The sequence below is a fragment of the Nocardioides agri genome (genome assembly GCF_013778305.1).
Taxonomy (GTDB): Bacteria; Actinomycetota; Actinomycetes; order Propionibacteriales; family Nocardioidaceae; genus Nocardioides; species Nocardioides agri.
This window is the reverse complement of record NZ_JACEIC010000002.1, coordinates 3,105,859-3,125,895: the sequence shown is the minus strand read 5'-3', so window position 1 is coordinate 3,125,895 and position 20,037 is coordinate 3,105,859. Positions and strand designations below refer to the sequence as shown.

Sequence of the window (20,037 nt, the reverse complement as noted above, 5' to 3'; positions counted from 1 at the left end):
GCCGACTGGTACACAGGTCACGTGAGCCTGTCGCCCGGCACCGCCGTACGCGTCGTGATGTCGAAGTGGGTCGACCGGCCGCACTGGGAGTTCGAGGCGACCTTCCTCGGCACCGACGAGCACGGCGACTGGCTGGGGATCCCGCAGAGCACGGTGATGACCCGCCCGGGCGTCACCTACGTGGCCCCCACGGCCCAGGTCGGCCTCGCCCCGCCGCCCGGACCGGCGTCCGCGCGCGGCTGGCTCGCGACGTTCCACGACACGGGTGGACCGGTGCGCGTCTACGTCGACATCACGACGCCACCACGGTGGGACGGCGCGGTGCTGCGTGCCGTCGACCTCGACCTCGACGTGGTGTGCGGGCCGACCGGGCGGGTGTGGGTGGACGACGAGGACGAGTTCGCCGACCACCGGGTGCGCTTCGGCTACCCGGACGAGGTCGTCGAGGCCGCGCTCGCGTCGTGCCGGCAGGTCGAGGCGGCCGTCTCCGGCGGGCGGACGCCGTACGACGGGGCGGCGGCGGCCTGGCTCGCCCGGGTCGGCGAGATTGCCGGCGGCTGAGCTGTGGAACCCTGGGGGCGTGCGCATCGACTTCCACGGCTCTGCCGAGCCGACGCTCGGCGTGGAGTGGGAGTTCGCTCTCGTCGACCGCGGGACCCGTGACCTGCGCAACGACGCCAACCATCTCTTCGCGCGCGCCAAGCCCCGGCTGGCCGACCCCACCAAGCTGCACAAGGAGCTGCTGCGCAACACCGTCGAGGTCGTGTCCGGCGTGTGCCACACGGTCGCCGAGGCGGTGGCCGACCTGAGCGAGACGCTCGGGGCCGTGCTGCCCGCCGGCGACGACCTCGGCCTCGACCTGTACGGCGGGGGCACCCATCCCTTCGCGTCCTGGACCGTGCAGCAGCTCACCGAGGGGCACCGCTACGAGGAGCTGATCAACCGGACGCAGTGGTGGGGCCGGCAGATGCTGATCTGGGGCGTGCACGTGCACGTCGGCCTCCCCGACCAGCGCCGGGTGATGCCGGTCCTCTCCGCGCTGCTCAACTACTACCCGCACCTGCAGGCGCTGTCGGCGTCCTCGCCGATCTGGGCCGGGCTGGACACCGGCTACGCCTCCAACCGGGCGCTGATGTTCCAGCAGCTGCCGACCGCCGGGCTGCCCTTCCAGTTCGCGGAGTGGGCCGAGTTCGAGTCCTTCGCCCACGACCAGCTGACCACCGGCGTGATCGAGGTGCTCTCCGAGATCCGCTGGGACGTGCGGCCCGCTCCGCACCTCGGCACGCTGGAGAACCGGATCTGCGACGGCGTGTCCACGCTCCGCGAGCTGTCGGCACTGGTCGCCCTGATGCACTGCCTCGTCGTGGACCTCGACACCCGGCTCGCCGCCGGGGAGACGCTGCCCACCATGCCGCCCTGGCACCACCAGGAGAACAAGTGGCGGGCCGCGCGCTACGGCCTCGACGCGATCATCATCACCAACGCCGCCAGCGAGGAGCGGCTGGTGACCGAGGACCTCGCCGACCTGCTGGAGCGGCTCGCACCGGTCGCCGAGCGGCTCGGCTGCTCCGCGGAGCTGGCCTCGGTCGCCGACATCCCGCGGCGCGGCGCCTCCTACCAGCGGCAGCGGGCGGTCGCGGCCGAGCACGAGGGCGACCTGGTCGCCGTCGTCGACGCGGTCGTCGCCGAGCTGCGCGACAGCCTGCGCTAGTAGCCGCCCTCGGGCGGCACCATCTCCAGTCGTACGCCGAGCAGCCGCACCGGCCGGTCCAGGTCGAGCCGCTCGAGCAGGGAGACGGCCGCATCGGCGAGCAGGTCCGGGTCGTTGCTGGCGGCCGGCAGGGTCAGGCTGCGGCTGGAGGTGAAGAACGGCGCGAACCGGATCTTCAGCCCGACCCGCGCAGCCGGCCGGCCCTCGCGATCGATGTCGTCGACCACGCGGCGCGTGAGCCGGCGTACGGCGGCGGCGACCTCGGCCGGGTCGTCGAGGTCCTGCTGGAAGGTCTCCTCGCGTCCGTGCGCCCGCGGCACCCACGGGGTCGCGTCGACCGGGCTGGTGTCGGCGCCGCGGCCGAGCCGGTGGTACCAGGGCCCCATCGTCGGCCCGAGCTCCGCGGCGAGCACCCGCGCGTCGGCCGCTGCGAGCTGCGCGACGGTGTCGATGCCGAGCGCGGCCAGCTTCTTGCCGGTCTTGGCGCCGATCCCCCACAGCGCGGTCGTCGGCCGGTCGCCCATGACCTCGAACCAGTTCTCGGCCGTCAGGACGTAGACCCCGCGTGGCTTGCCGAGGTCGGTGGCGATCTTGGCGCGGAGCTTGGTGTCGCCGATGCCGACCGAGCAGTGGAGGTCGGTGGCCTCGAGCACCGCGGCACGCAGGTGCACGGCGAACGCCGCCGGGTCGCCGAGGTCGCCGTGCCCCTCCCCTGCGGCGAGGAACGCCTCGTCCCAGCCGAGCACCTCCAGCACCACCGGCACGCCGCCCCACTCGAGTCCGCGCAGTGCCGCCATGACCTGGGCGGACGCCTCGTCGTAGGCGTCCCTGTCGACCGGCAGGAACACCGCGTCCGGGCACTTGCGGGCCGCGATCCGCAGCGGCATGCCGGAGCCGACGCCGAACGCACGCGCCTCGTACGACGCCGTCGAGACGACCCCGCGCTCGGTCGGGTCGCCGCGACCGCCGACGACGACCGGCAGCCCCGCGAGCTCCGGGCGACGGAGCACCTCGACGGCGGCGAGGAACTGGTCGAGGTCGACGTGCAGGATCCAGGGCTGGTCGGGCCGGCTCACGGTTCGATCGACCTCGGCGGGGGCAGCGCGTCGGTCGCCTCGAGCTGGTCGAGGCCGGAGACCATGAGCAGGTCGACGACGACCGACCGCAGCTGGGCGAGCACGGCCTCGGCGGCCAGGATCTCGCTGCGCGCGACCCGTCCGGTCGCCTCGCCGATCTCGAGCAGCGCCGGCCGCGCGGCCGAGGCCATCCGGTCGGCGGCGAGCTCGGCGGCGGCGAGGTCGACCGCGTCGGCGAGGCCGGACGTGAGCTCGGCGTACGCCCGCGGGATGGGCCGCCGGAAGTAGGCGGCGACGGCGGTCTGGCGCACCAGCACCCGGGTGCTCCGCAGCGCCCGGTCGAGCGGCTCCACCAGCTCGTACATCGACCGCACGTCACCGCGGTGCCGGATCCGGAACGGCGACGAGGTCACCACGGACAGGCCCTCGGCGGCGGCGTCCTGGAGCTCGCGGATCAGGTAGTCGGTGGAGCGGGCGTCGGCCAGGAGGTCGAGGGCCGGCTGGGCCTCGCCGTCGACCATGACCGTGGCCGCGGCGCGCAGCAGCGCGGCGATCTTGCGCACCACGACGGCCGCCTGCTCGCGCGGCCGGCGCAGTGGCGCCGCCGGCACCACGGTGGCCGCGACCAGCGCCACCGCGCCGCCGATCACCGCGTCGGACCAGCGGGTGAAGGCCGCGCCGGGGTCGGGGACCAGGGCGGCCACCACGATCGACTGCACGGCCGCCTGGGTGACGAGCAGCTGGCCGCCGTCGAGCAGCAGCGCCGCCGACATCGCCAGCGCGACGATCAACGCGATCTGCCAGCCGCCCGAGCCCAGCACCACCACGAGCAGGTCGGCCAGGAACACGCCGACGGCGACCCCGATCGTCACCTCGACGACCCGGCGCAGCCGCTGGCCGTACGACGTGCCGAGGGAGACGACCGCGGCGACCGGCGCGAAGAACGGCATCGGGTGGCCGAAGAGGTCCGCGGCGACGAACCACGCCACGCCGGCCGCGATCGCGCACTGGCCGATGTGCCACCACTTCGAGCGCCAGCGGGTGACCCGTGCCCGCGCGGAGGTGCGGCCCAGGCTCCACATCCGGTCGAGCGGTCCCGCCTCCACGCTGCGATCCTGCCATGGGGGTGAGGTTCGCGAGGCCACCCGCCGGGTAACGGAAGCCCATGACCGGTTCGCTGGCGGACGACGCCGCCCTGCTCGCCGGCCGCTACCGACTGCTCGAACGCATCGGCGCCGGCGGCATGGGCAGCGTGCACCTGGCCCACGACGAGGTCCTCGACCGGGTCGTCGCGATCAAGCTGCTGCACGCCGATCGCCACGCGGACGACGCCGAGGACGAGGTCCAGCGCGCCCGGCTCCGGGCGGAGGCACGCTTCGCCGGCGCCCTGCGGCACCCGGGGATCGTCGCGATCTACGACTACGGCGAGGAGCAGCGCGACAGACGGGTGACGCCGTACGTCGTCATGCAGCTCGTCCCCGGACGTCCGCTCTCGGAGGTGCTGCGCGAGAGCGGCCCGCTGCCAGCCGACCGCGTCCGGTCGTTGGTGGGGAAGGTAGCGGACGCGCTGGCGGCCGCGCACGCCGCCGGGATCGTGCACCGCGACCTGAAGCCCTCCAACATCCTGCTCCCCGACACCGGGCAACCGGTGATCGTCGACTTCGGCATCGCGCGCTCCGACGAGGTCGATCCGATGACGCGCACCGGCGAGATCATCGGCACCGCCGCCTACCTGAGCCCCGAGCAGGTCCGCGGCCAACGCGCCACCGGCGCCTCCGACGTCTACGCCCTGGGCGTGATCGCCTACCGGTGCCTGACCGGCTCCTCACCCTTCGACCGCGAGACCCACGTGGCCACCGCGCTCGCCCACGTCACCGACGGGGCGCCGCCGCTGCCCGGGTCCGTGCCGGCGGACCTGCGCAACCTCGTGCGCGCGATGCTCGACCAGGAGCCGGCGCGGCGGCCCGACGCGCGGACCGTCGTCGACCACCTGACGGACCCGGCGACCGGGCCGCTGCCCGCCCCGTCCCACGACCGACCGCGCCGACTACGCCGACCGCGGGCGATCGCGGTGGCGTGCGCTGGGGCCGTCCTGCTTGTCGCCGGCGCGATCGTCGCGGTCGCGCTCGACGGCGACCCGGCGACCCCACCCGCAGCCGCCGACCTCGCCGTGCCGTCGGTGCGCGGCGACCGGCTCTCGGCCGCGCGACAGGAGCTGCGGGCGGCCGGGTTCGAGGTCGACGTACGCCGGGTCGACGACGCCGCGCCCGCCGGGCGCGTGCTGGCCCAGGACCCGGCCCCGGGCCCCTACCCCGGCGACGACGACCCGCTCGTGGTGCTGCGGGTGTCGACCGGGCCGCCTCCGGCTCCGGCCCCCACCTCCGTGGCCACGACGTCCGCTCCGCCACCGGCGCCCACGCCGAAGGCGAAGCCGAAGCCCGCACCGGCACCTGCGAAGGCCAAGCCCGGCAAGGCGAAGGGCCACGGGAAGGGTCACGGTCCGAAGCACGGACACTGACGTCGGGAGCCCAGGTGGTTGTGGCGACCGCCACCAGCGGCGATAGTGCAGCGTGGCCTCCCTGATCGACCCCACCGCTGCCGGGTTCCTGCTCGCCGAGAACCGCAGCATGCCGATGCACGTCGGCGGACTCCACCTCTTCGAGAGGCCGGAGGGCGCGGGGCGCGGCTACGCGCGCGAGATGTACGAGTCGATGCGCGACGTCAGCGAGGTGGCACCGCTCTTCCTCAAGCGGCCCCACCGGTCGCTGACCACGGCGGGCCAGCTGGTCTGGGTCGAGGACGACGAGTTCGACATCGAGCACCACGTCCGGCACGCCGCACTCCCGAAGCCCGGGCGGATCCGCGAGCTCCTCGAGCTCTCGGGGCGCATGCACGCGACCCGGCTCGGTTGGGAGCGGCCGCTGTGGGAGGCGACGATCATCGAGGGGCTGCGCGACAACCGGGTCGGTCTCTACACGAAGACCCACCACGCCCTGGTCGACGGCGTCTCGGCGATGCGGCTGCTGCAGAGCGTGCTGACGACCGACCCGACCCGCACCGGGATGCCGGCGCCCTGGGACGCCGCGACCCGCCGGGCCCCGCGCCCGCCGGCGGAGCCCGTCCCCCTGTCCGAGCTGCCCGTCCGCACGGTCCGCTCCGCGCTCGGCATCGCCGCCGAGGCCGCCGGCATGCCGTCGGCCTTCACCCGGACGATGACGCGCAGCGTGCGCAACGAGACCTCCGCGGTCTCGCTCCGCGCGCCGCGCACGATGTTCAACCAGCGGATCACCGGCTCCCGGCGCTTCGCCGCGCAGGACTGGCCGATCGAGCGGCTGCGGGCGATCGGCAAGGCGACCGGGACGACGATCAACGACGTCGTGCTGGCGATGTGCAGCGGCGCAGTGCGCGCCTACCTGATCGAGCTCGACGCGCTCCCCGACGCGCCGCTCGTCGCGATGGTGCCGGTCGGCCTCAACGCGAAGGACTCGCACCTGGCGTCGACGGAGGGCGGCAACGCGGTCGGCTCGGTGATGTGCCAGCTCGGCACCGACCTGGCGGACCCGGTCGACCGGCTGATCACCATCCACGCGTCGATGAGCGACGGCAAGCAGGCGCTCTCCACGATGACCCCGACCCAGATCCTCGCGATGAGTGCGCTGGGCCAGGCGCCGGCCATCCTGGCGCCGATGCTGCGGGTCGAGGGGTTCGTGCGGCCGCCGTACAACCTGGTGATCAGCAACGTGCCCGGCCCGCGCAGCGCGCACTACTGGAACGGCGCACGGCTCACCGGCACCTATCCCCTCTCGATCCCGATCCACGGGATGGCGCTCAACATCACCTGCACGTCGTACGACGGGCGCCTGTCGTTCGGGCTGATCGGCTGCCGGCGCACGGTGCCGCGGCTGCAGCGGCTGCTCACGCACCTCGACGACGAGCTCAGCGCGCTGGAGCTGGCGGCCGGCGTCTAGCTGAGCTCCTCGAAGCCGCCGCCGACCGTATCGGCCACCGCGCGCAGCCGGGCCCGGGTGATGTCGGCGACGGTGCGGAGCCCGGCGGCGTGCGCGTTGGACCCGGGGCGGGTCGGCTCGGCGGAGTTGATGCTGAGGCAGCGGCGGGTGCCGCCGTCGTCGGCGTTCTGGAGCGCGACCGCGTGCCCGGTCGTGCCGCTGCCGGCGAAGAAGTCCAGCACCAGCGCGTCGTCGGGCATGGTGCCGAGCATGCGGCGGACGAGGCCGGTGGGCTTCGGAGACTCGAAGACGTGGCCCACGAGCTCCTTGAGCTCGGCGACCGCGGTGTCGGTGGACCCGATCTCCTCCGCCAGCCAGATCGTGCGCAGCTTCTTGCGCCGGCCGCCCGGCTCGTCGCGCAGCAGCCAGTCGCGCTGGTAGACGTCCACGCGCTCCCCGGTCCTGCCCTTGACGACGCGGCAGACGAGGTCGTCCGGCCGCTGGTCGATGAGCGGGCGGCTCCACCGCCACACCGCGGCCGTGCCGTCGCCGAAGACCGGCGCGACCTCCTGGGCGCCGGGGAACGGCGCCGTGCTCACCCGGCCCGTCTCGGGGTCCCCCCACACGGCGAAGTGCAGGGTGCGCGCCGTCAGCGGGTTGAACTTCTTGTTGGTGTTGCGCAGCGGCAGCAGCCGGTGCCGGCGTCCGTCGGGCGCGACCAGCGGGAAGTCGCGCTCGTCGACGGCGTCGGGGCTGCTGGCGTCGAGCAGCGTGCACCGGGCGTCCTTCGCGTAGACGAGGACGTACTCGTGGCTGGTGGCGAAGCCTCGGCCGAGCTGGCGCCCCTTGGGGTTGAGGTTGACGACGACCTGCGCGAGCAGGTTCTCCTCGCCGTACACCTCGTCCATCAGCAGCCGCAGGTGCGCGACCTCGTTGTCGTCGATGCTCACGAAGATCGCCCCGGTGTCGGCGAGCACGGCGCGCGCCGCCTCGAGGCGGGGACGCATCATCGCCACCCAGGCCTGGTGCCGGCTGCGCCGCGACCCGTCCGCCCGGAAGTCGTCGCGGTAGGCGAAGTCGTTGCCCGTGTTGTAGGGCGGGTCGATGTAGACCAGGTCCACGGGGCGCCCGAGGAGCGACGGGACCGCGGGGAGCACGTCGAGGTTGTCCCCCTCGACGAAGAGGTTCCACGGCTCTCCCACACCGCTGAGACTAGAGACACACGAGCGCCGTTGCGGGGGGCGCGCCCACGCACCTCCTACCCTGGGGCAGGTGCGAGCTCGGGTGTTGATGACGGCAGGGCTGGTCGCGTGCGTCCTCGCAGGGAGCGGACCGGCTCTCGCGGGCGACCCCCGCGGCGGGACCGACGACCGGTCCGGACGCAGCGCCAGCGGCGCCGACCGCCCGCAGCACACCTCCGACAACCAGCCCGGCTGGATCGCCCCGCCGGTGTCCGCGCGCGGCCGGTCCTACCGGATCGAGGGCACCAGCTGGCAGGTCGTCCCCGGCGTCACCTACAGCACCTGGACGCAGATCGACGCCGTCCGCGCGGCGCAGGCCCACCTGCTGGTGATCGACCCCAAGGCACCGGGCGTCCGGCTCGACTACGCCGACGCCGGCTCGGTACGCCGGGTCAAGACCGTCCGGGAGATCCTGGCCGTCGACGGCGCGGTCGCCGGCGTCAACGCCGACTTCTTCGACATCGGCCGCACCGGCGCACCCCTCGGGCTGGGCCAGGACCGGCAGCGCGGCCTGCTCCACGGTCGCAGCTCGGGCTGGAACTCCGCGTTCTACCTGGACAAGCAGGGCCGGCCGCAGATCGGCGAGCTGCCGATGACCGTCAAGATCCTCAACCACCCCGAGATCGCGGTCACCGGGCTCAACCAGCCCTCCGTCCCGGCCGACAGCGTCGGCCTCTACACCCGCGCCTGGGGCAGGACCGCGGGCTACCGGATGACCCAGGGCCAGAAGAAGGGCGTGCGGGCGGTCTGGATCAACCGCGGCAAGGTCGAGCGGGTCCGGCGCGCGCTCAAGGCGGACAAGCCGGTCACCGGTCGGCTGCTGATCGGCCGCGGCGTCGGCGCCCGGCAGCTCGCCGCCCTCAAGCCCGGCGACCGGGTGCGCACCAGCGCCTGGCTCTACGGCCAGCCGAAGGTCGCGGTCACCGGCAACAAGCTGCTCGTCGACGACGGCGTCGTCAAGGTCGCCGACAACCGGGAGCTGCACCCGCGGACCGCGATCGGCATCGACCACGACACCGGCCTCGTGCTGATGGTGGTCATCGACGGCCGCAGCGAGTCGAGCAGCGGCTACACGATGGTCGACCTCGCCAACCTCATGATCGACCTCGGTGCCGACGAGGCGCTCAACTTCGACGGCGGTGGCTCGTCGACCATGGTCGGCACTCCCCCGGGCGGCGTCAGCACGGTGCTCAACTCGCCGTCGGACGGCTCGGAGCGCCGGGTCACCAACGCGCTCGAGGTCATCTACCGCCCGCCTGCGGCGCGCCACTGATCCAGTCGGGCACCAGCATCAGCGCCACGGACGTGATCGGCGCGAGGCACTGCCTGTCCGAGCGCGGCACGGTCGCGCTGACCTGCACCGCTCCGCCGTCGTAGGTCCCCTCGACGTCGGTCGGCACCTCGCACCCGACCGCGACCACAGCAGCCGCGAGCTGCTGCCCGTCGGGCACGTCCGCGTCGTCCGCGGCCGCGACGACCTCGCCGCCGAGCTCGTCGTTGCGGAACTGCGCGGCGTAGTCCTGCACGGCCGCGTCGTCCGGCAGCACCGTCGCTGTGCTCGTGACCGAGCCGCCGGCCGCGGTGCCCGTCAGCAGGTCCACCTGGGTGATCTCCGGCGTGGGGTCCGTCTGGACGTCGCCGCGCGACGGCTCGCCATCGCCGCAGCCGGCCAGGCCGAGCAGCAGCACCAGGATCCCGAGTGTTCGTCGCATGGTGATCGGACGGTAGCCGCCGGTCGTGGGTTCCACGCATGGCAGGCTTGCCGCCCGTGGCCCGCTTCACCCGTGCCGAGCTCGAGACCTTCCGCGACGCGGAGGTCCCCGACCTGCTGCCCGGACCCGGCGACCCGCCGCTGCGGCTGCTCTTCGTGGGCATCAACCCCGGTCTGTGGACGGCGGCGACCCAGACGCACTTCGCACACCCGGCCAACCGCTTCTACCCCGCGCTCCTGCGCGCCGGCATCATCACCGAGCCGATCAGCCCGTCGGACGGCATGGACGACGCCGACCGCGCCCGCCTCCGCGGCCGTGGCATCGGCATCACCAACCTGGTGCGCCGGGCCACCGCGCGCGCCTCGGAGCTGAGTGACGCCGAGCTCCGGGCCGGGGGCGAGGAGCTGCTGGCGACGGTCGGGCGCACCTCGCCGCGGGTGGTCGCGGTCGCCGGGATCACGGCGTACCGCACCGCGTTCGGCGTGCGTCGGGCCGCGCTGGGCCGGCAGCCGGAACCGCTCGCGGGTGCCGAGCTGTGGGTGGTGCCGAACCCCAGCGGGCTCAACGCCCACGAGACGGCCGCGTCGCTCGCCACGGCGTACGCCGACGCCGCCCGCGCCGCTGGCCTCGTCCTGCCGGTCGGCGACTGACATTCCTACGCCCGGAAGAACTGGTCCTTCCCGAGCACCGTGAGGCCGTCCTCGACCACGAACCCGCGCGCCCGGTCCTCCTCCGGGTCGACGCCGAGGCGGGCGCCGGGCGGGACGACGACGTTCTTGTCGATGATCGCGTTGCGGACGATCGCGCCGGGGCCGACGTGGACGCCGTTCATCAGCACCGCGCCGACGACCTCGGCCCCGGCGTCGACCCGGACCGCCGGCGAGAGCACCGACCGCTTCACCTTGCCGCCGGTCACCAGCACCCCGGGCGAGAGGACGGCCTCGTCGACCCGGGCCTTCTCGCCGGCCGCGCCCTGCACCAGCTTGGCCGGGGGCTGCGGACCGTACGACGTGTAGAGCGGCCACTCGAAGTTGTAGAGGTTGAAGATCGGCAGCGGGGAGACCACGTCCATGTGCGCGGCGAAGTAGGAGCCGAGCGTCCCGACGTCGCGCCAGTAGTCGCGGTCGCGGCCGGTCGAGCCCGGCACGTCGTTGTCCTTGAAGTCGTAGACGCCCGCCTGCTGGCGGCGCACGAACGCCGGCACGATGTCGCCGCCCATGTCGTGCTTGGAGCCGATCTCCGTCGCGTCGCGGGTGACCGCCTCGACGAGGGCGTCGGCGTCGAAGACGTAGTTGCCCATCGAGGCGAGCACCTCGCCCGGGCTGTCGGGAAGGCCGACGGGGTTCCTCGGCTTCTCGAGGAACTCCCGGATCTTGCCCGGGTCGTCGGGGTGCACGTCGATGACGCCGAACTGGTCGGCCATCTCGATCGGCTGCCGGATCGCCGCGACCGTGCACGCCGCGCCGCTGTCGGCGTGGGCCTGCACCATCTGGGAGAAGTCCATGCGGTAGACGTGGTCGGCGCCGACGACGACCACGATGTCGGGTCGCTCGTCGCGGAGCAGGTTGAGCGACTGGTAGATCGCATCGCCGCTGCCCAGGTACCAGTGCTTGCCGACCCGTTGCTGGGCCGGCACCGGCGCGACGTAGTTGCCGAGCATCGTCGACATCCGCCAGGTCTGGGTGACGTGCTTGTCGAGGCTGTGCGACTTGTACTGCGTGAGGACGACGATCTTGAGGTAGCCGGAGTTCACGACGTTCGACAGCGCGAAGTCGATGAGCCGGTAGATCCCGGCGAACGGCACGGCCGGCTTGGCGCGATCCGCCGTCAGCGGCATCAGGCGCTTGCCCTCGCCGCCCGCAAGCACGATCGCGAGGACCTTCTTCCTGGAGCTGAGCGCCATGGTGACCAACCTAGTGGGCAGACGAGTAGGTTCGGGAGCGTGCGAGTCGACGTCCTGTCCAAGGAGTACCCACCTGAGGTCTACGGAGGCGCCGGTGTCCACGTCGCCGAGCTCGTGCGGGCCCTGCGCGCCCGGTCGGACGTCGAGGCGCACGTGCATGCGTTCGGCGCGCTGCGTGACGAGCCCCTGACCGCGTCGTACGCCGACCTCGCCGAGCTCGCGGGCGCCAACGCCGCACTGCGCACCCTCGGTGTCGACCTGGCGATCGCCGACGGCTGCGCCGGCACCGAGCTCGTGCACTCGCACACCTGGTACGCCAACCTCGCCGGGCACCTCGCCTCCCTGATGTACGGCGTCCCGCACGTGGTCAGCGCGCACTCGCTCGAGCCGCTGCGGCCGTGGAAGGCCGAGCAGCTCGGCGGCGGGTACGCCGTGTCGTCGTGGGCCGAGCGCACGGCGTACGAGTCGGCCGCCGCCGTCATCGCCGTCTCGGCGGCGATGCGCGACGACGTCCTGGCGTCCTACCCGGCCGTCGACCCGGCGCGGGTGCACGTCGTGCACAACGGCATCGACACCGATGACTGGGCGCCCCGCCGCGACCCGGACCGGGTGCGTGAGCTGGGCGTCGACCCCGACCGGCCGTCGGTGGTCTTCGTCGGCCGGATCACCCGGCAGAAGGGGCTGCCGCTCTTCCTGCGCGCCTGCGCCGCACTGCCCGCCGACGTGCAGATCGTGCTCTGCGCCGGCGCGCCGGACACCCCGGAGATCATGGCGGAGGTCGAGGCGCTCGTCGACGGCCTGCGCGCGACCCGCAGCGGCGTGGTCTGGATCCCGGAGATGCTGCCGCGCGCGGACGTCACCGCGCTGCTGACCACTGCCACGGCGTTCGCGTGCCCGTCGATCTACGAGCCGCTGGGGATCGTCAACCTCGAGGCCATGGCGTGCGAGACGGCGGTCGTCGCGACCGCCACCGGCGGCATCCCCGAGGTGGTCGTCCCCGGCGAGACCGGCCTCCTCGTGCCGATCGAGCAGGCCGGCGACGGCACCGGCACCCCGCTCGACCCCGACCGCTACGTCGCCGACTTCGCGGCGGCGCTCACCGAGGTCGTCACCGATCCCGACCGCGCCGCGACGATGGGCCGGGCCGGCCGCGAGCGGGCGATCGCGGCCTTCTCGTGGGCGGCGATCGCCGAGCGGACCGTCGAGGTCTACCGGTCGGTGCTCTGAACGCGGATGCCCTACGGTGTGGCCTCGTGAGCAAGGTGATCTTCGCGCTCTGGGGTGACGAGCTCCCGACGCGACTCCGCGACGGCGTGCTGCACGAGCGGCTCGCCGCCGCCGGCGTACGACGCCTGCAGGTCAACGTCCCCGACGAGCTGGTCGAGGCGGCGATGCGCATCGACCACCTCGCCGACCCGATCGGTGGTTTCGTCAGCGTCTGGGACACCGACCCCGGACCGGTCGCCGCGGTGCTCGCCGACGTCGGCCGGGTGGCGGGGTACGCCGTGGACGAGCGGCGCCGCCTCGACCCGCCGGAGCACTGGGACGGCCGCCGCGCCGACGGGCTCGCCAACATGGCGGTGCTGCGCCGGCCCGCCGAGCTCGACCGGGCGGAGTGGCTGCGCCGCTGGATGACCGAGCACACCGCGGTGGGGATCCGGACCCAGGCCACCTTCGGCTACGTGCAGAACATCGTCGAGCGGCCGGTGACCGAGAGCGCGCCGGTCGTGGACGGCATCGTCGAGGAGCACTTCCCGATCGAGGCGGTCACCGACATGCACGCCTTCTACGGCAGCGGCGGCGACGACGCCGACCTCGGCCGCCGGGTCGGCGTGCTGATGGAGAGCGTCGGCCGGATCGGCGCCGACCGCGACCTCGACCTGGTGCCGACCGCGCGCTACCTCTACGACCTGTCCTGACTCACTGCTTCGTCGAGTCGTAGGTGATCGTGCCGTCCGGCCTCGCGCCGAGGTACGCCGTCTCGGCGAACTCGTTGCTCGCGTAGGCCCAGATCATCGCGCCGCCGTCGTCGGGAGCCCGGACGATCACGTACCAGGACGCCGGGTCCTCGACCAGACCCTGCACCTGCTCGACCAGGTCGACCAGGACGGCCGGGTCGACGGCGGCCAGGTCGAAGCGCGGCGAGGACGCGGTGCCCTGGCTGGACGTGGCCAGCGCGCTGCCGTCCCAGTACCACGACCGGTAGCGCTGGGTCCGGGCGTCGACGGGCAGCGACACGACGGCGTACTCGGGGTAGAGCACGGCGTCGAACGCCTCGGTGCCGCCGCTCTGCTCCTCGACGGCGGCCACCAGGTCGGCGTACCCGTCGACGCTGAGGACGTCCGCCGACGGGTCGCCGTCGAGCCCGGTCGCCTCCCTGGCCGTCTGGGAGACGTCGGTGAACGCGACCAGGGCGCCCACGATGGAGGCGGCGACCACGAGCACGGCCACCAACGGGATGACCCACACCGCCTTGGGCAGCTTCCCGCTGCGCGCCGAGACCTCGGCGAGGGTCGGGTAGCGATCCTCGTCGGACGCCGCCGGCCGCAGGTCGCGGGTGTGGACCTCGATCTCCGCCATCGTCCCGGCCCGGCGCAGCTCCGCCACCCGCAGGTCCCGGTCCATCTCGACGATCCGTCCAGCAGCGCAGGCCGCCTCGACCAGCTCGATCGCTGCGTCGCGGTCCCTGTCCCGGGCTCGCCGGTCCGGCGTGCTCACCCGTCGCACGCTAGTGGCTCCGGCGGTCGCTAGATGAAGATCCCGAGGATCAGCACCACGACCAGACCGGTCACGGAGAGCACGGTCTCCATCAGCGACCACGTCTTGATGGTCTGGCCGACCGTCATGCCGAAGTACTCCTTGACCAGCCAGAAGCCAGCGTCGTTGACGTGCGAGAAGAAGAGCGAGCCGGCGCCCACCGCGAGCACGACGAGCGAGGTCTCGCCGGTCGACATGCCCTGGACCAGGCTGACCATCAGCGAGCTCGCGGTGATCGTCGCGACCGTCGCGGAGCCGGTGGCCAGGCGGATCAGCACCGCGATCACCCAGGCGAGAAGCAGCACCGACACGTTCGCGCCCGTCGCCCAGTCGGCGAGCAGCGTGCCGATGCCGGTGTCGACGAGCACCTGCTTGAATCCGCCACCCGCGGCGACGATCAGCAGGATGGCCGCGATCGGACCGAGAGAGCTGCCGACCGTGTCGGAGATCGTCTGACGGTCCATGCCGGTGCCCACGCCGAAGGTCAGCATCGCGACCAGCACCGAGATCAGCAGCGCCACGAAGGGGTTGCCGATCACGTCGAAGACCTGCTGGACCGTGTTGTCCTCGTCGTCGATGACGATGTCGGCCACGGCCTTGCCGAGCATGAGCACGACCGGAAGCAGCACGGTCGCGATCGTGACCCCGAACGACGGGCGCGCGCTCTGCTCGCGCTCCTGGGTGTCCCACGTGGCGGGCGCCTCGAGGACCACCCACCGGCCGGCGAGGGAGCCGAAGAGCGGCCCCGCGACGATGATCGTCGGGATCGCGACCAGGATGCCGAGCGCGAGGGTGACGCCGAGGTCGGCGCCGAGGTAGTCGATCGCGGTGACCGGGCCCGGGTGCGGTGGCACGAAGCCGTGCATGGCGGAGAGGCCGGCGAGCGCCGGGATGCCGACGGTGATCAGCGAGATCTGCGCCCGCCTCGAGACGAGGTAGATCACCGGCATCAGCAGCACGAGGCCGATCTCGAAGAACATCGGCAGGCCGATGATCGCGCCGACGGCGGCCATCGCCCAGGGGAGCATGCGCCGGGATGCCCGCCCGACGATCGTGTCGACGATCTGGTCGGCGCCGCCGGAGTCGGCGAGCAGCTTCGCGAACATCGCGCCCAGCGCGATCAGCGCGCCGACGCCGGCCGCGGTCGTGCCGAACCCGAGCGTGAAGGAGACCAGCACGCCGTCGTCGCCGCCGAGATTCTCGCCCGCCACGACGCCGACGGTGAGGCCACCGAGGATGAGCGCGAGGAACGGGTGGACCTTCACCACCGTGATCAGCACGACGATCAGGGCGATGCCGGCGAGAGCGGCGGTGATCAGCTGCCAGCCGGCCGCAACCGGCTCGACGACGTCCATCAGCGGTCCTCGTTGCGTGACATGAGGTCCACGTACCCCTGCACGATCGCATCGACACTCTGGTCGACGTCGAGGACGACGCCGTCCTCGTCGGGCTCGAGCGGCTCGAGCGTCGCGAACTGCGAGCTGAGGAGCGACGCGGGCATGAAGTGGCCGGGCCGCGCCGCCTGCCGGGCCGCGATCACCTCCGGGGTGCCGTGGAGCAGGAGGAACCGCACGTTCGGCGCCACCCCGCGGATCTGGTCGCGGTACTTCCGCTTGAGGGCGGAGCAGCTCATCACCCCGCCGTCCTCGTGCACGGCGAGCCACTCCCCGACGAGCGCGAGCCACGGGAAGCGGTCGTGGTCGTCGAGCGGCTCACCGCGGCTCATCTTGGCGATGTTGGCGGAGGGATGGAGGTCGTCGGCGTCCTCGAACGGCACGCGCAGCCGCTGCGCCAGTGCGGCGCCGACCGTCGACTTGCCCGAGCCCGAGACACCCATCACCACGAGGGGACGCATGCTCGGCACGTTACCCGGCGGGCGTCTCCGACGGGTCGGTCGACGGCGTGGCCTCGGTGGGCTGCGTGTTCCCGGCCGGCGCCGGCGCCGTCTCGGCCGGTGCGGGGGCCTCGCTCGCCGCCGGGGCGGGTGGCTCCGGATCGGCGGCAGCCTCGGTGGGGCTGGCCGCCGCCGGTGCGGGCGCGGCCGGGGCCTTCGCCTCCTGCTTCGGCTGCTGCTTCGCCTGCTGCTCCGCGGGCTGACGGTCGGGCGCTTGCGACTCGGTCGTGGGGTCGGTCGTGGGGTCGGGCGCCGCGACGGTGACCGTGAAGGGCTCCGTGTGGTCCTGGCCCTTCACCGCCTCGACCATCGGGGTGCTGTAGATCTTCCAGCGGTACGTCGTGTCCGCGTCGGGCGACACCTGCACCGAGGTCGCCCCGGGCCGCGGCTGGTCGGGGGCCGCTCCCCAGTCGCCGTCGGAGTTCTTCGCCTCCAGCACGAGCCGCGGCGCGGGACCGTCGCTGCTGACCTGTGCCGACAGGGTCGCCGACCCGCCGGGCGCGATCGTGACGTCCTCGCCGCCGGCGACGGCCGCGGCGTACCCCTCGAAGTCGTAGGTGGTGCTGCCGATGTGCCAGGCGTCGGTGTTGAACTCGCGACCCTCGCAGCCGAAGCCGAGCGCGTAGAAGCCGTAGCCATCACCACCCTGCGACGCGGTGAAGGCCGCGACCGGGGTGGCCGCGACGGGTCCGGCGAGCTGCTGGCGGGTGCCCATGTCGTACTGGACCCAGGTGAACGCGGCATCGGCGAGGCTGACGTCCGTCCAGGCGCCGCCCGGGACGGAGAGGTCGGTGCGGCCGACCCACATCCGGTTGGTGCCGGCGTCGGCAGGGGCCTGGTAGCCGACGTACCCGACGCCGGTGGTCGGCAGCTCGGCGCGCACCGACATCGCAGCGGGCGGAGCGGCGGCCACGGCCGACGCATAGCTGATCGGCCCGGCCGCGTCGCCGGCGACCGTGGTGAGCGCCAGGCTGCGCTTGCCGGCGGGGCCGCCCGGCACCACGCCGATCGCCGGTCGCGGCGGCTGGCCCGAGCGACTGAACACGCTCGCGCAGCCGACGACGTTGAGGCGGGTCTGGGCGAGGCCGGCGAGGTCGAACCCGCGCACGGTCACGGTCGCGTCGCCGGCGGCGGTGGCTCCCGGAAGCGTCCCGGCGGCCATCGCGGCAAGCGCCGTGGCCGTCACCACCACTCCCCGTCGCACTGCGATCCTCAACCCTTTCCTCGTCCCGAGAACTGCCCCGGTCCTCAGGCTACGTCGGATCCCGCGAAACCGGCCGTCCGGTTTCCCAAACTTCCCCCATCCGTTCATCCGGCCCGAACCTACTGAGCGGTCGCTTTGTGATTGCGGCATGATGTGAGGAGTCCCGGTACGACCCAGGAGGTACATCGATGCAGCTGGCGCTGTCGGCGGAGGACGCCGAGTTCCGCGACCAGATGCGGGAGTTCTTCACCACGAAGATCCCGCAGGAGATCCGCGACGCCGTCGCCGAGCGACGCGAGCTGACCCGCGAGCAGTTCGTGGAGAGCATGCAGATCCTCAACGCCGCCGGGCTGGCCGTGCCGAACTGGCCGGTCGAGTGGGGTGGCCAGGACTGGAGCCCGCTGCGCCGGCACATCTGGCACGAGGAGATGCAGCGCGCGTTCGTCCCGCAGCCGCTCGCCTTCAACGCCTCGATGATCGGCCCGGTGATCGCGGCGTTCGGCTCCCAGGAGCTCAAGGAGCGCTTCCTCGCCAAGACCGCCAACCTCGACATCTGGTGGTCGCAGGGCTTCTCCGAGCCCGACGCCGGCTCCGACCTCGCGTCGCTGAAGACCCGCGCGGTCCGCGACGGCGACGAGTACGTCGTCAACGGCCAGAAGACCTGGACGACGCTCGGTCAGTACGGCGACTGGATCTTCACGCTCGTGCGCACCAACCCGGAGGTGAAGAAGCAGGCGGGCATCTCGATGCTGCTCATCGACATGACCTCCCCCGGCGTCGAGGTCCGCCCGATCGAGCTGATCGACGGCGGCCACGAGGTCAACGAGGTGTGGTTCACCGACGTCCGCGTGCCGGTCGAGAACCTCGTCGGCGAGGAGGACCGCGCCTGGGACTACGCGAAGTTCCTGCTCGGCAACGAGCGCGTCGGCGTCGCCCCCGTGGGCGCCACCAAGCGCGCGCTCGCGCAGGCCAAGGAGTGGGCCGCCACGATCTCCACGGGTGAGGGCACCACGCTGCTCGACGACCCGCTGGTCTCCACCCGCATCGTCGAGCTCGAGAACGAGCTCCTCGCCCTCGAGCTCACCGCGCTGCGCGTGGTCGCGCACTCCGCCGACGGCAAGCCGCACCCGGCGTCGTCGGTGCTCAAGCTCAAGGGCTCCGAGCTGCAGCAGGCGGTCACCGAGCTGACCGTCGACCTGGCCGGCCCGGCCTCGATCGCCAGCGGCGCCGGCGACGACTCCGACCTGCCCTGGTGGACGCGCCGCGCGACCCCGACGTACCTCAACTTCCGCAAGGCATCGATCTACGGCGGCTCCAACGAGGTGCAGCGCCAGATCATCGCCCGCACGATCCTGGGACTCTGAGGAGGCTCCGAGATGGACTTCAACTACGACGAGGAGCAGCAGGCGCTGCGCGAGGCCGTCCGCGGCCTGGTCGGCAGGGCCTACTCCGACTTCGAGTCCCGGCGGCGGACCGTCGCCGAGGACCCCGGCTTCAGCGAGAAGGTGTGGACCCAGCTCGCCGAGATGGGCATCCTCGGGCTGCCGTTCGACGAGGAGCACGGCGGCATGGGCGCCGGCGCCGTCGAGATCGGCATCGTCGCCCAGGAGCTCGGTCGCGTGCTCGCGCCCGAGCCGTTCCTGACGTCCGTGGTGCTCGCCGGTGGCCTGGTCGCCGCGGCCGGCTCGGACGAGCAGAAGGTCGGGCTGCTCGGCGACCTGTCCTCCGGTGCGTCGGTGCTCGCGTTCGCGCACGCCGAGCCGGGCTCGCGCTGGCAGCCGACCGCATCGGCGGTGACCGCGACGCAGAGCGACGACGGCTGGACGCTCGCCGGCGTCAAGGAGCCGGTGCTCGGCGGGGCGCGCGCCGACCTGCTGATCGTCTCCGCCGCGCTCCCCGACGGCGGCACCGGGCTCTTCGTGGTGACCGCCGAGGCGCCGGGCCTGACCCGTGACGGCTACCGCACCCACGACGGCGGCCGCGCCGCGAAGGTGACGTTCGCCGACACCCCTGCCGACCTCCTCGGCGACGAGGCGGGCGACCGCAGCGGGATCATCGCCCGGGTGCTCGACATCGCGCGGATCGCGGCCTGCAACGAGGCCGTGGGCGCGATGGAGTTCTCGCTCGAGACCACCGCGGCCTACCTCAAGAGCCGCAAGCAGTTCGGCGTACCGCTCAACACCTTCCAGGCGCTCACCTTCCGGGCCGCCGACATGTACGTCTCGCTCGAGCAGGCGCGCAGCCTGGCGACCTGGGCCTCGATGGTGCTCGACTCGCAGGGCGGCGAGGACGCCGCGGTCGCGGCCGCCCGCGCCTCGCTCGGCGTCAGCCGGGCCGGCCGGCACATCGGCCAGGAGGCGATCCAGCTGCACGGCGGCATCGGCATGACGGCCGAGTACTCCATCGGCTCCTACACCAGCCGGCTCACCGCGCTCGACCACCTGCTCGGCGACGGCAACCACCACCTGGGGCTGCTGGCCGCGAACGTGAGCGGGTACGACGAGGTCGACCCGCTGCCGTAGCGACACTCGCGTCCGCGTCTGAGCCCCGTCGTACCTGACCTGAGCGTCGCCGAACCGGCGAGATCACGAC

Annotated in this window: 19 protein-coding genes; 10 read left to right on the top strand and 9 right to left on the bottom strand. The window is 73.1% G+C overall.

Annotated features, from left to right (window positions below):
- Positions 1 to 21: 21 nt before the first annotated feature.
- On the top strand, positions 22 to 561 hold the full coding sequence (locus tag HZF07_RS19745) for a DUF402 domain-containing protein (RefSeq protein WP_198346438.1): 540 nt from the start codon (positions 22 to 24) through the stop codon (positions 559 to 561).
- 19 nt (positions 562 to 580) lie between these two features.
- Positions 581 to 1,711, top strand: coding sequence for a glutamate--cysteine ligase (locus HZF07_RS19740; RefSeq protein WP_181645411.1), 1,131 nt, complete (start codon positions 581 to 583; stop codon positions 1,709 to 1,711).
- Here HZF07_RS19740 and HZF07_RS19735 read toward each other — a convergent pair.
- Together HZF07_RS19735 and HZF07_RS19730 are read right to left on the bottom strand one after the other, a co-directional pair.
- Positions 1,708 to 2,787, bottom strand: a complete 1,080-nt coding sequence (locus tag HZF07_RS19735; RefSeq protein ID WP_309504861.1) for a DNA polymerase IV — start codon at positions 2,785 to 2,787, stop codon at positions 1,708 to 1,710. The genes HZF07_RS19740 and HZF07_RS19735 overlap by 4 nt on opposite strands.
- The gene (locus HZF07_RS19730) at positions 2,784 to 3,893 is read right to left on the bottom strand and encodes an FUSC family protein (protein WP_181645410.1); all 1,110 of its coding nucleotides are present in this window, start codon (positions 3,891 to 3,893) and stop codon (positions 2,784 to 2,786) included. The genes HZF07_RS19735 and HZF07_RS19730 overlap by 4 nt, the downstream gene beginning before the upstream one ends.
- A gap of 59 nt (positions 3,894 to 3,952) precedes the next feature.
- Between HZF07_RS19730 and HZF07_RS19725 the strand changes: the two genes are divergently transcribed.
- Both HZF07_RS19725 and HZF07_RS19720 read left to right on the top strand, forming a co-directional pair.
- Positions 3,953 to 5,305, top strand: coding sequence for a serine/threonine protein kinase (locus HZF07_RS19725; RefSeq protein WP_157343953.1), 1,353 nt, complete (start codon positions 3,953 to 3,955; stop codon positions 5,303 to 5,305).
- Between the two features lie 52 nt (positions 5,306 to 5,357).
- Positions 5,358 to 6,755 (top strand): WS/DGAT/MGAT family O-acyltransferase, encoded by a 1,398-nt coding sequence (locus tag HZF07_RS19720; protein WP_181645409.1) that lies wholly within the window; start codon positions 5,358 to 5,360, stop codon positions 6,753 to 6,755.
- Here HZF07_RS19720 and HZF07_RS19715 read toward each other — a convergent pair.
- The gene (locus HZF07_RS19715) at positions 6,752 to 7,936 is read right to left on the bottom strand and encodes a site-specific DNA-methyltransferase (protein WP_181645408.1); all 1,185 of its coding nucleotides are present in this window, start codon (positions 7,934 to 7,936) and stop codon (positions 6,752 to 6,754) included. The two genes, HZF07_RS19720 and HZF07_RS19715, sit on opposite strands and share 4 nt — an antisense overlap.
- A 70-nt stretch (positions 7,937 to 8,006) precedes the next feature.
- Here HZF07_RS19715 and HZF07_RS24160 point away from each other — a divergent pair, with 70 nt between their 5' ends.
- Positions 8,007 to 9,248: a phosphodiester glycosidase family protein gene (locus HZF07_RS24160; protein ID WP_157343951.1), complete on the top strand. Its 1,242-nt coding sequence runs from the start codon at positions 8,007 to 8,009 to the stop codon at positions 9,246 to 9,248.
- On the opposite strand, the gene HZF07_RS19705 is transcribed toward HZF07_RS24160, so the two are convergent.
- Positions 9,217 to 9,687, bottom strand: coding sequence for a hypothetical protein (locus tag HZF07_RS19705; RefSeq protein WP_157343950.1), 471 nt, complete (start codon positions 9,685 to 9,687; stop codon positions 9,217 to 9,219). The genes HZF07_RS24160 and HZF07_RS19705 overlap by 32 nt on opposite strands.
- A 38-nt stretch (positions 9,688 to 9,725) precedes the next feature.
- On the opposite strand from HZF07_RS19705, the gene HZF07_RS19700 reads away from it, so the two are divergent.
- Positions 9,726 to 10,337, top strand: coding sequence for a mismatch-specific DNA-glycosylase (locus tag HZF07_RS19700; protein WP_157343949.1), 612 nt, complete (start codon positions 9,726 to 9,728; stop codon positions 10,335 to 10,337).
- 5 nt (positions 10,338 to 10,342) lie between these two features.
- On the opposite strand, the gene glgC is transcribed toward HZF07_RS19700, so the two are convergent.
- Positions 10,343 to 11,590, bottom strand: coding sequence for a glucose-1-phosphate adenylyltransferase (gene glgC, locus HZF07_RS19695; protein WP_157343948.1), 1,248 nt, complete (start codon positions 11,588 to 11,590; stop codon positions 10,343 to 10,345).
- A gap of 39 nt (positions 11,591 to 11,629) precedes the next feature.
- Here glgC and glgA point away from each other — a divergent pair, with 39 nt between their 5' ends.
- The gene (gene glgA / locus HZF07_RS19690) at positions 11,630 to 12,817 is read left to right on the top strand and encodes a glycogen synthase (protein WP_181645407.1); all 1,188 of its coding nucleotides are present in this window, start codon (positions 11,630 to 11,632) and stop codon (positions 12,815 to 12,817) included.
- A 26-nt stretch (positions 12,818 to 12,843) separates the two neighbouring features.
- Positions 12,844 to 13,509, top strand: coding sequence for an EthD domain-containing protein (locus tag HZF07_RS19685; protein ID WP_181645406.1), 666 nt, complete (start codon positions 12,844 to 12,846; stop codon positions 13,507 to 13,509).
- 1 nt (position 13,510) lies between these two features.
- Here the strand turns inward: HZF07_RS19685 and HZF07_RS19680 are convergent, their stop codons facing one another.
- From HZF07_RS19680 to HZF07_RS19665, 4 genes are read right to left on the bottom strand one after another with little or no spacing between them, the layout of a single operon-like run.
- The gene (locus HZF07_RS19680) at positions 13,511 to 14,308 is read right to left on the bottom strand and encodes a hypothetical protein (RefSeq protein ID WP_157343947.1); all 798 of its coding nucleotides are present in this window, start codon (positions 14,306 to 14,308) and stop codon (positions 13,511 to 13,513) included.
- Positions 14,309 to 14,337: 29 nt separating this feature from the next.
- Positions 14,338 to 15,702: a GntP family permease gene (locus HZF07_RS19675; RefSeq protein WP_157343946.1), complete on the bottom strand. Its 1,365-nt coding sequence runs from the start codon at positions 15,700 to 15,702 to the stop codon at positions 14,338 to 14,340.
- Entirely contained in the window at positions 15,702 to 16,202 is a 501-nt protein-coding gene (locus HZF07_RS19670; RefSeq protein WP_157343945.1) for a gluconokinase, read from the bottom strand. The genes HZF07_RS19675 and HZF07_RS19670 overlap by 1 nt, the downstream gene beginning before the upstream one ends.
- A 10-nt stretch (positions 16,203 to 16,212) precedes the next feature.
- A complete protein-coding gene (locus tag HZF07_RS19665) occupies positions 16,213 to 17,445 on the bottom strand; it encodes a hypothetical protein (protein WP_157343944.1) in 1,233 nt (410 codons plus the stop codon).
- A 188-nt stretch (positions 17,446 to 17,633) separates the two neighbouring features.
- On the opposite strand from HZF07_RS19665, the gene HZF07_RS19660 reads away from it, so the two are divergent.
- Positions 17,634 to 18,809, top strand: a complete 1,176-nt coding sequence (locus HZF07_RS19660) for an acyl-CoA dehydrogenase family protein (RefSeq protein ID WP_157343943.1) — start codon at positions 17,634 to 17,636, stop codon at positions 18,807 to 18,809.
- Positions 18,810 to 18,821: 12 nt separating this feature from the next.
- The gene (locus HZF07_RS19655) at positions 18,822 to 19,967 is read left to right on the top strand and encodes an acyl-CoA dehydrogenase family protein (RefSeq protein WP_157343942.1); all 1,146 of its coding nucleotides are present in this window, start codon (positions 18,822 to 18,824) and stop codon (positions 19,965 to 19,967) included.
- The last annotated feature ends 70 nt before the right edge of the window (positions 19,968 to 20,037 follow it).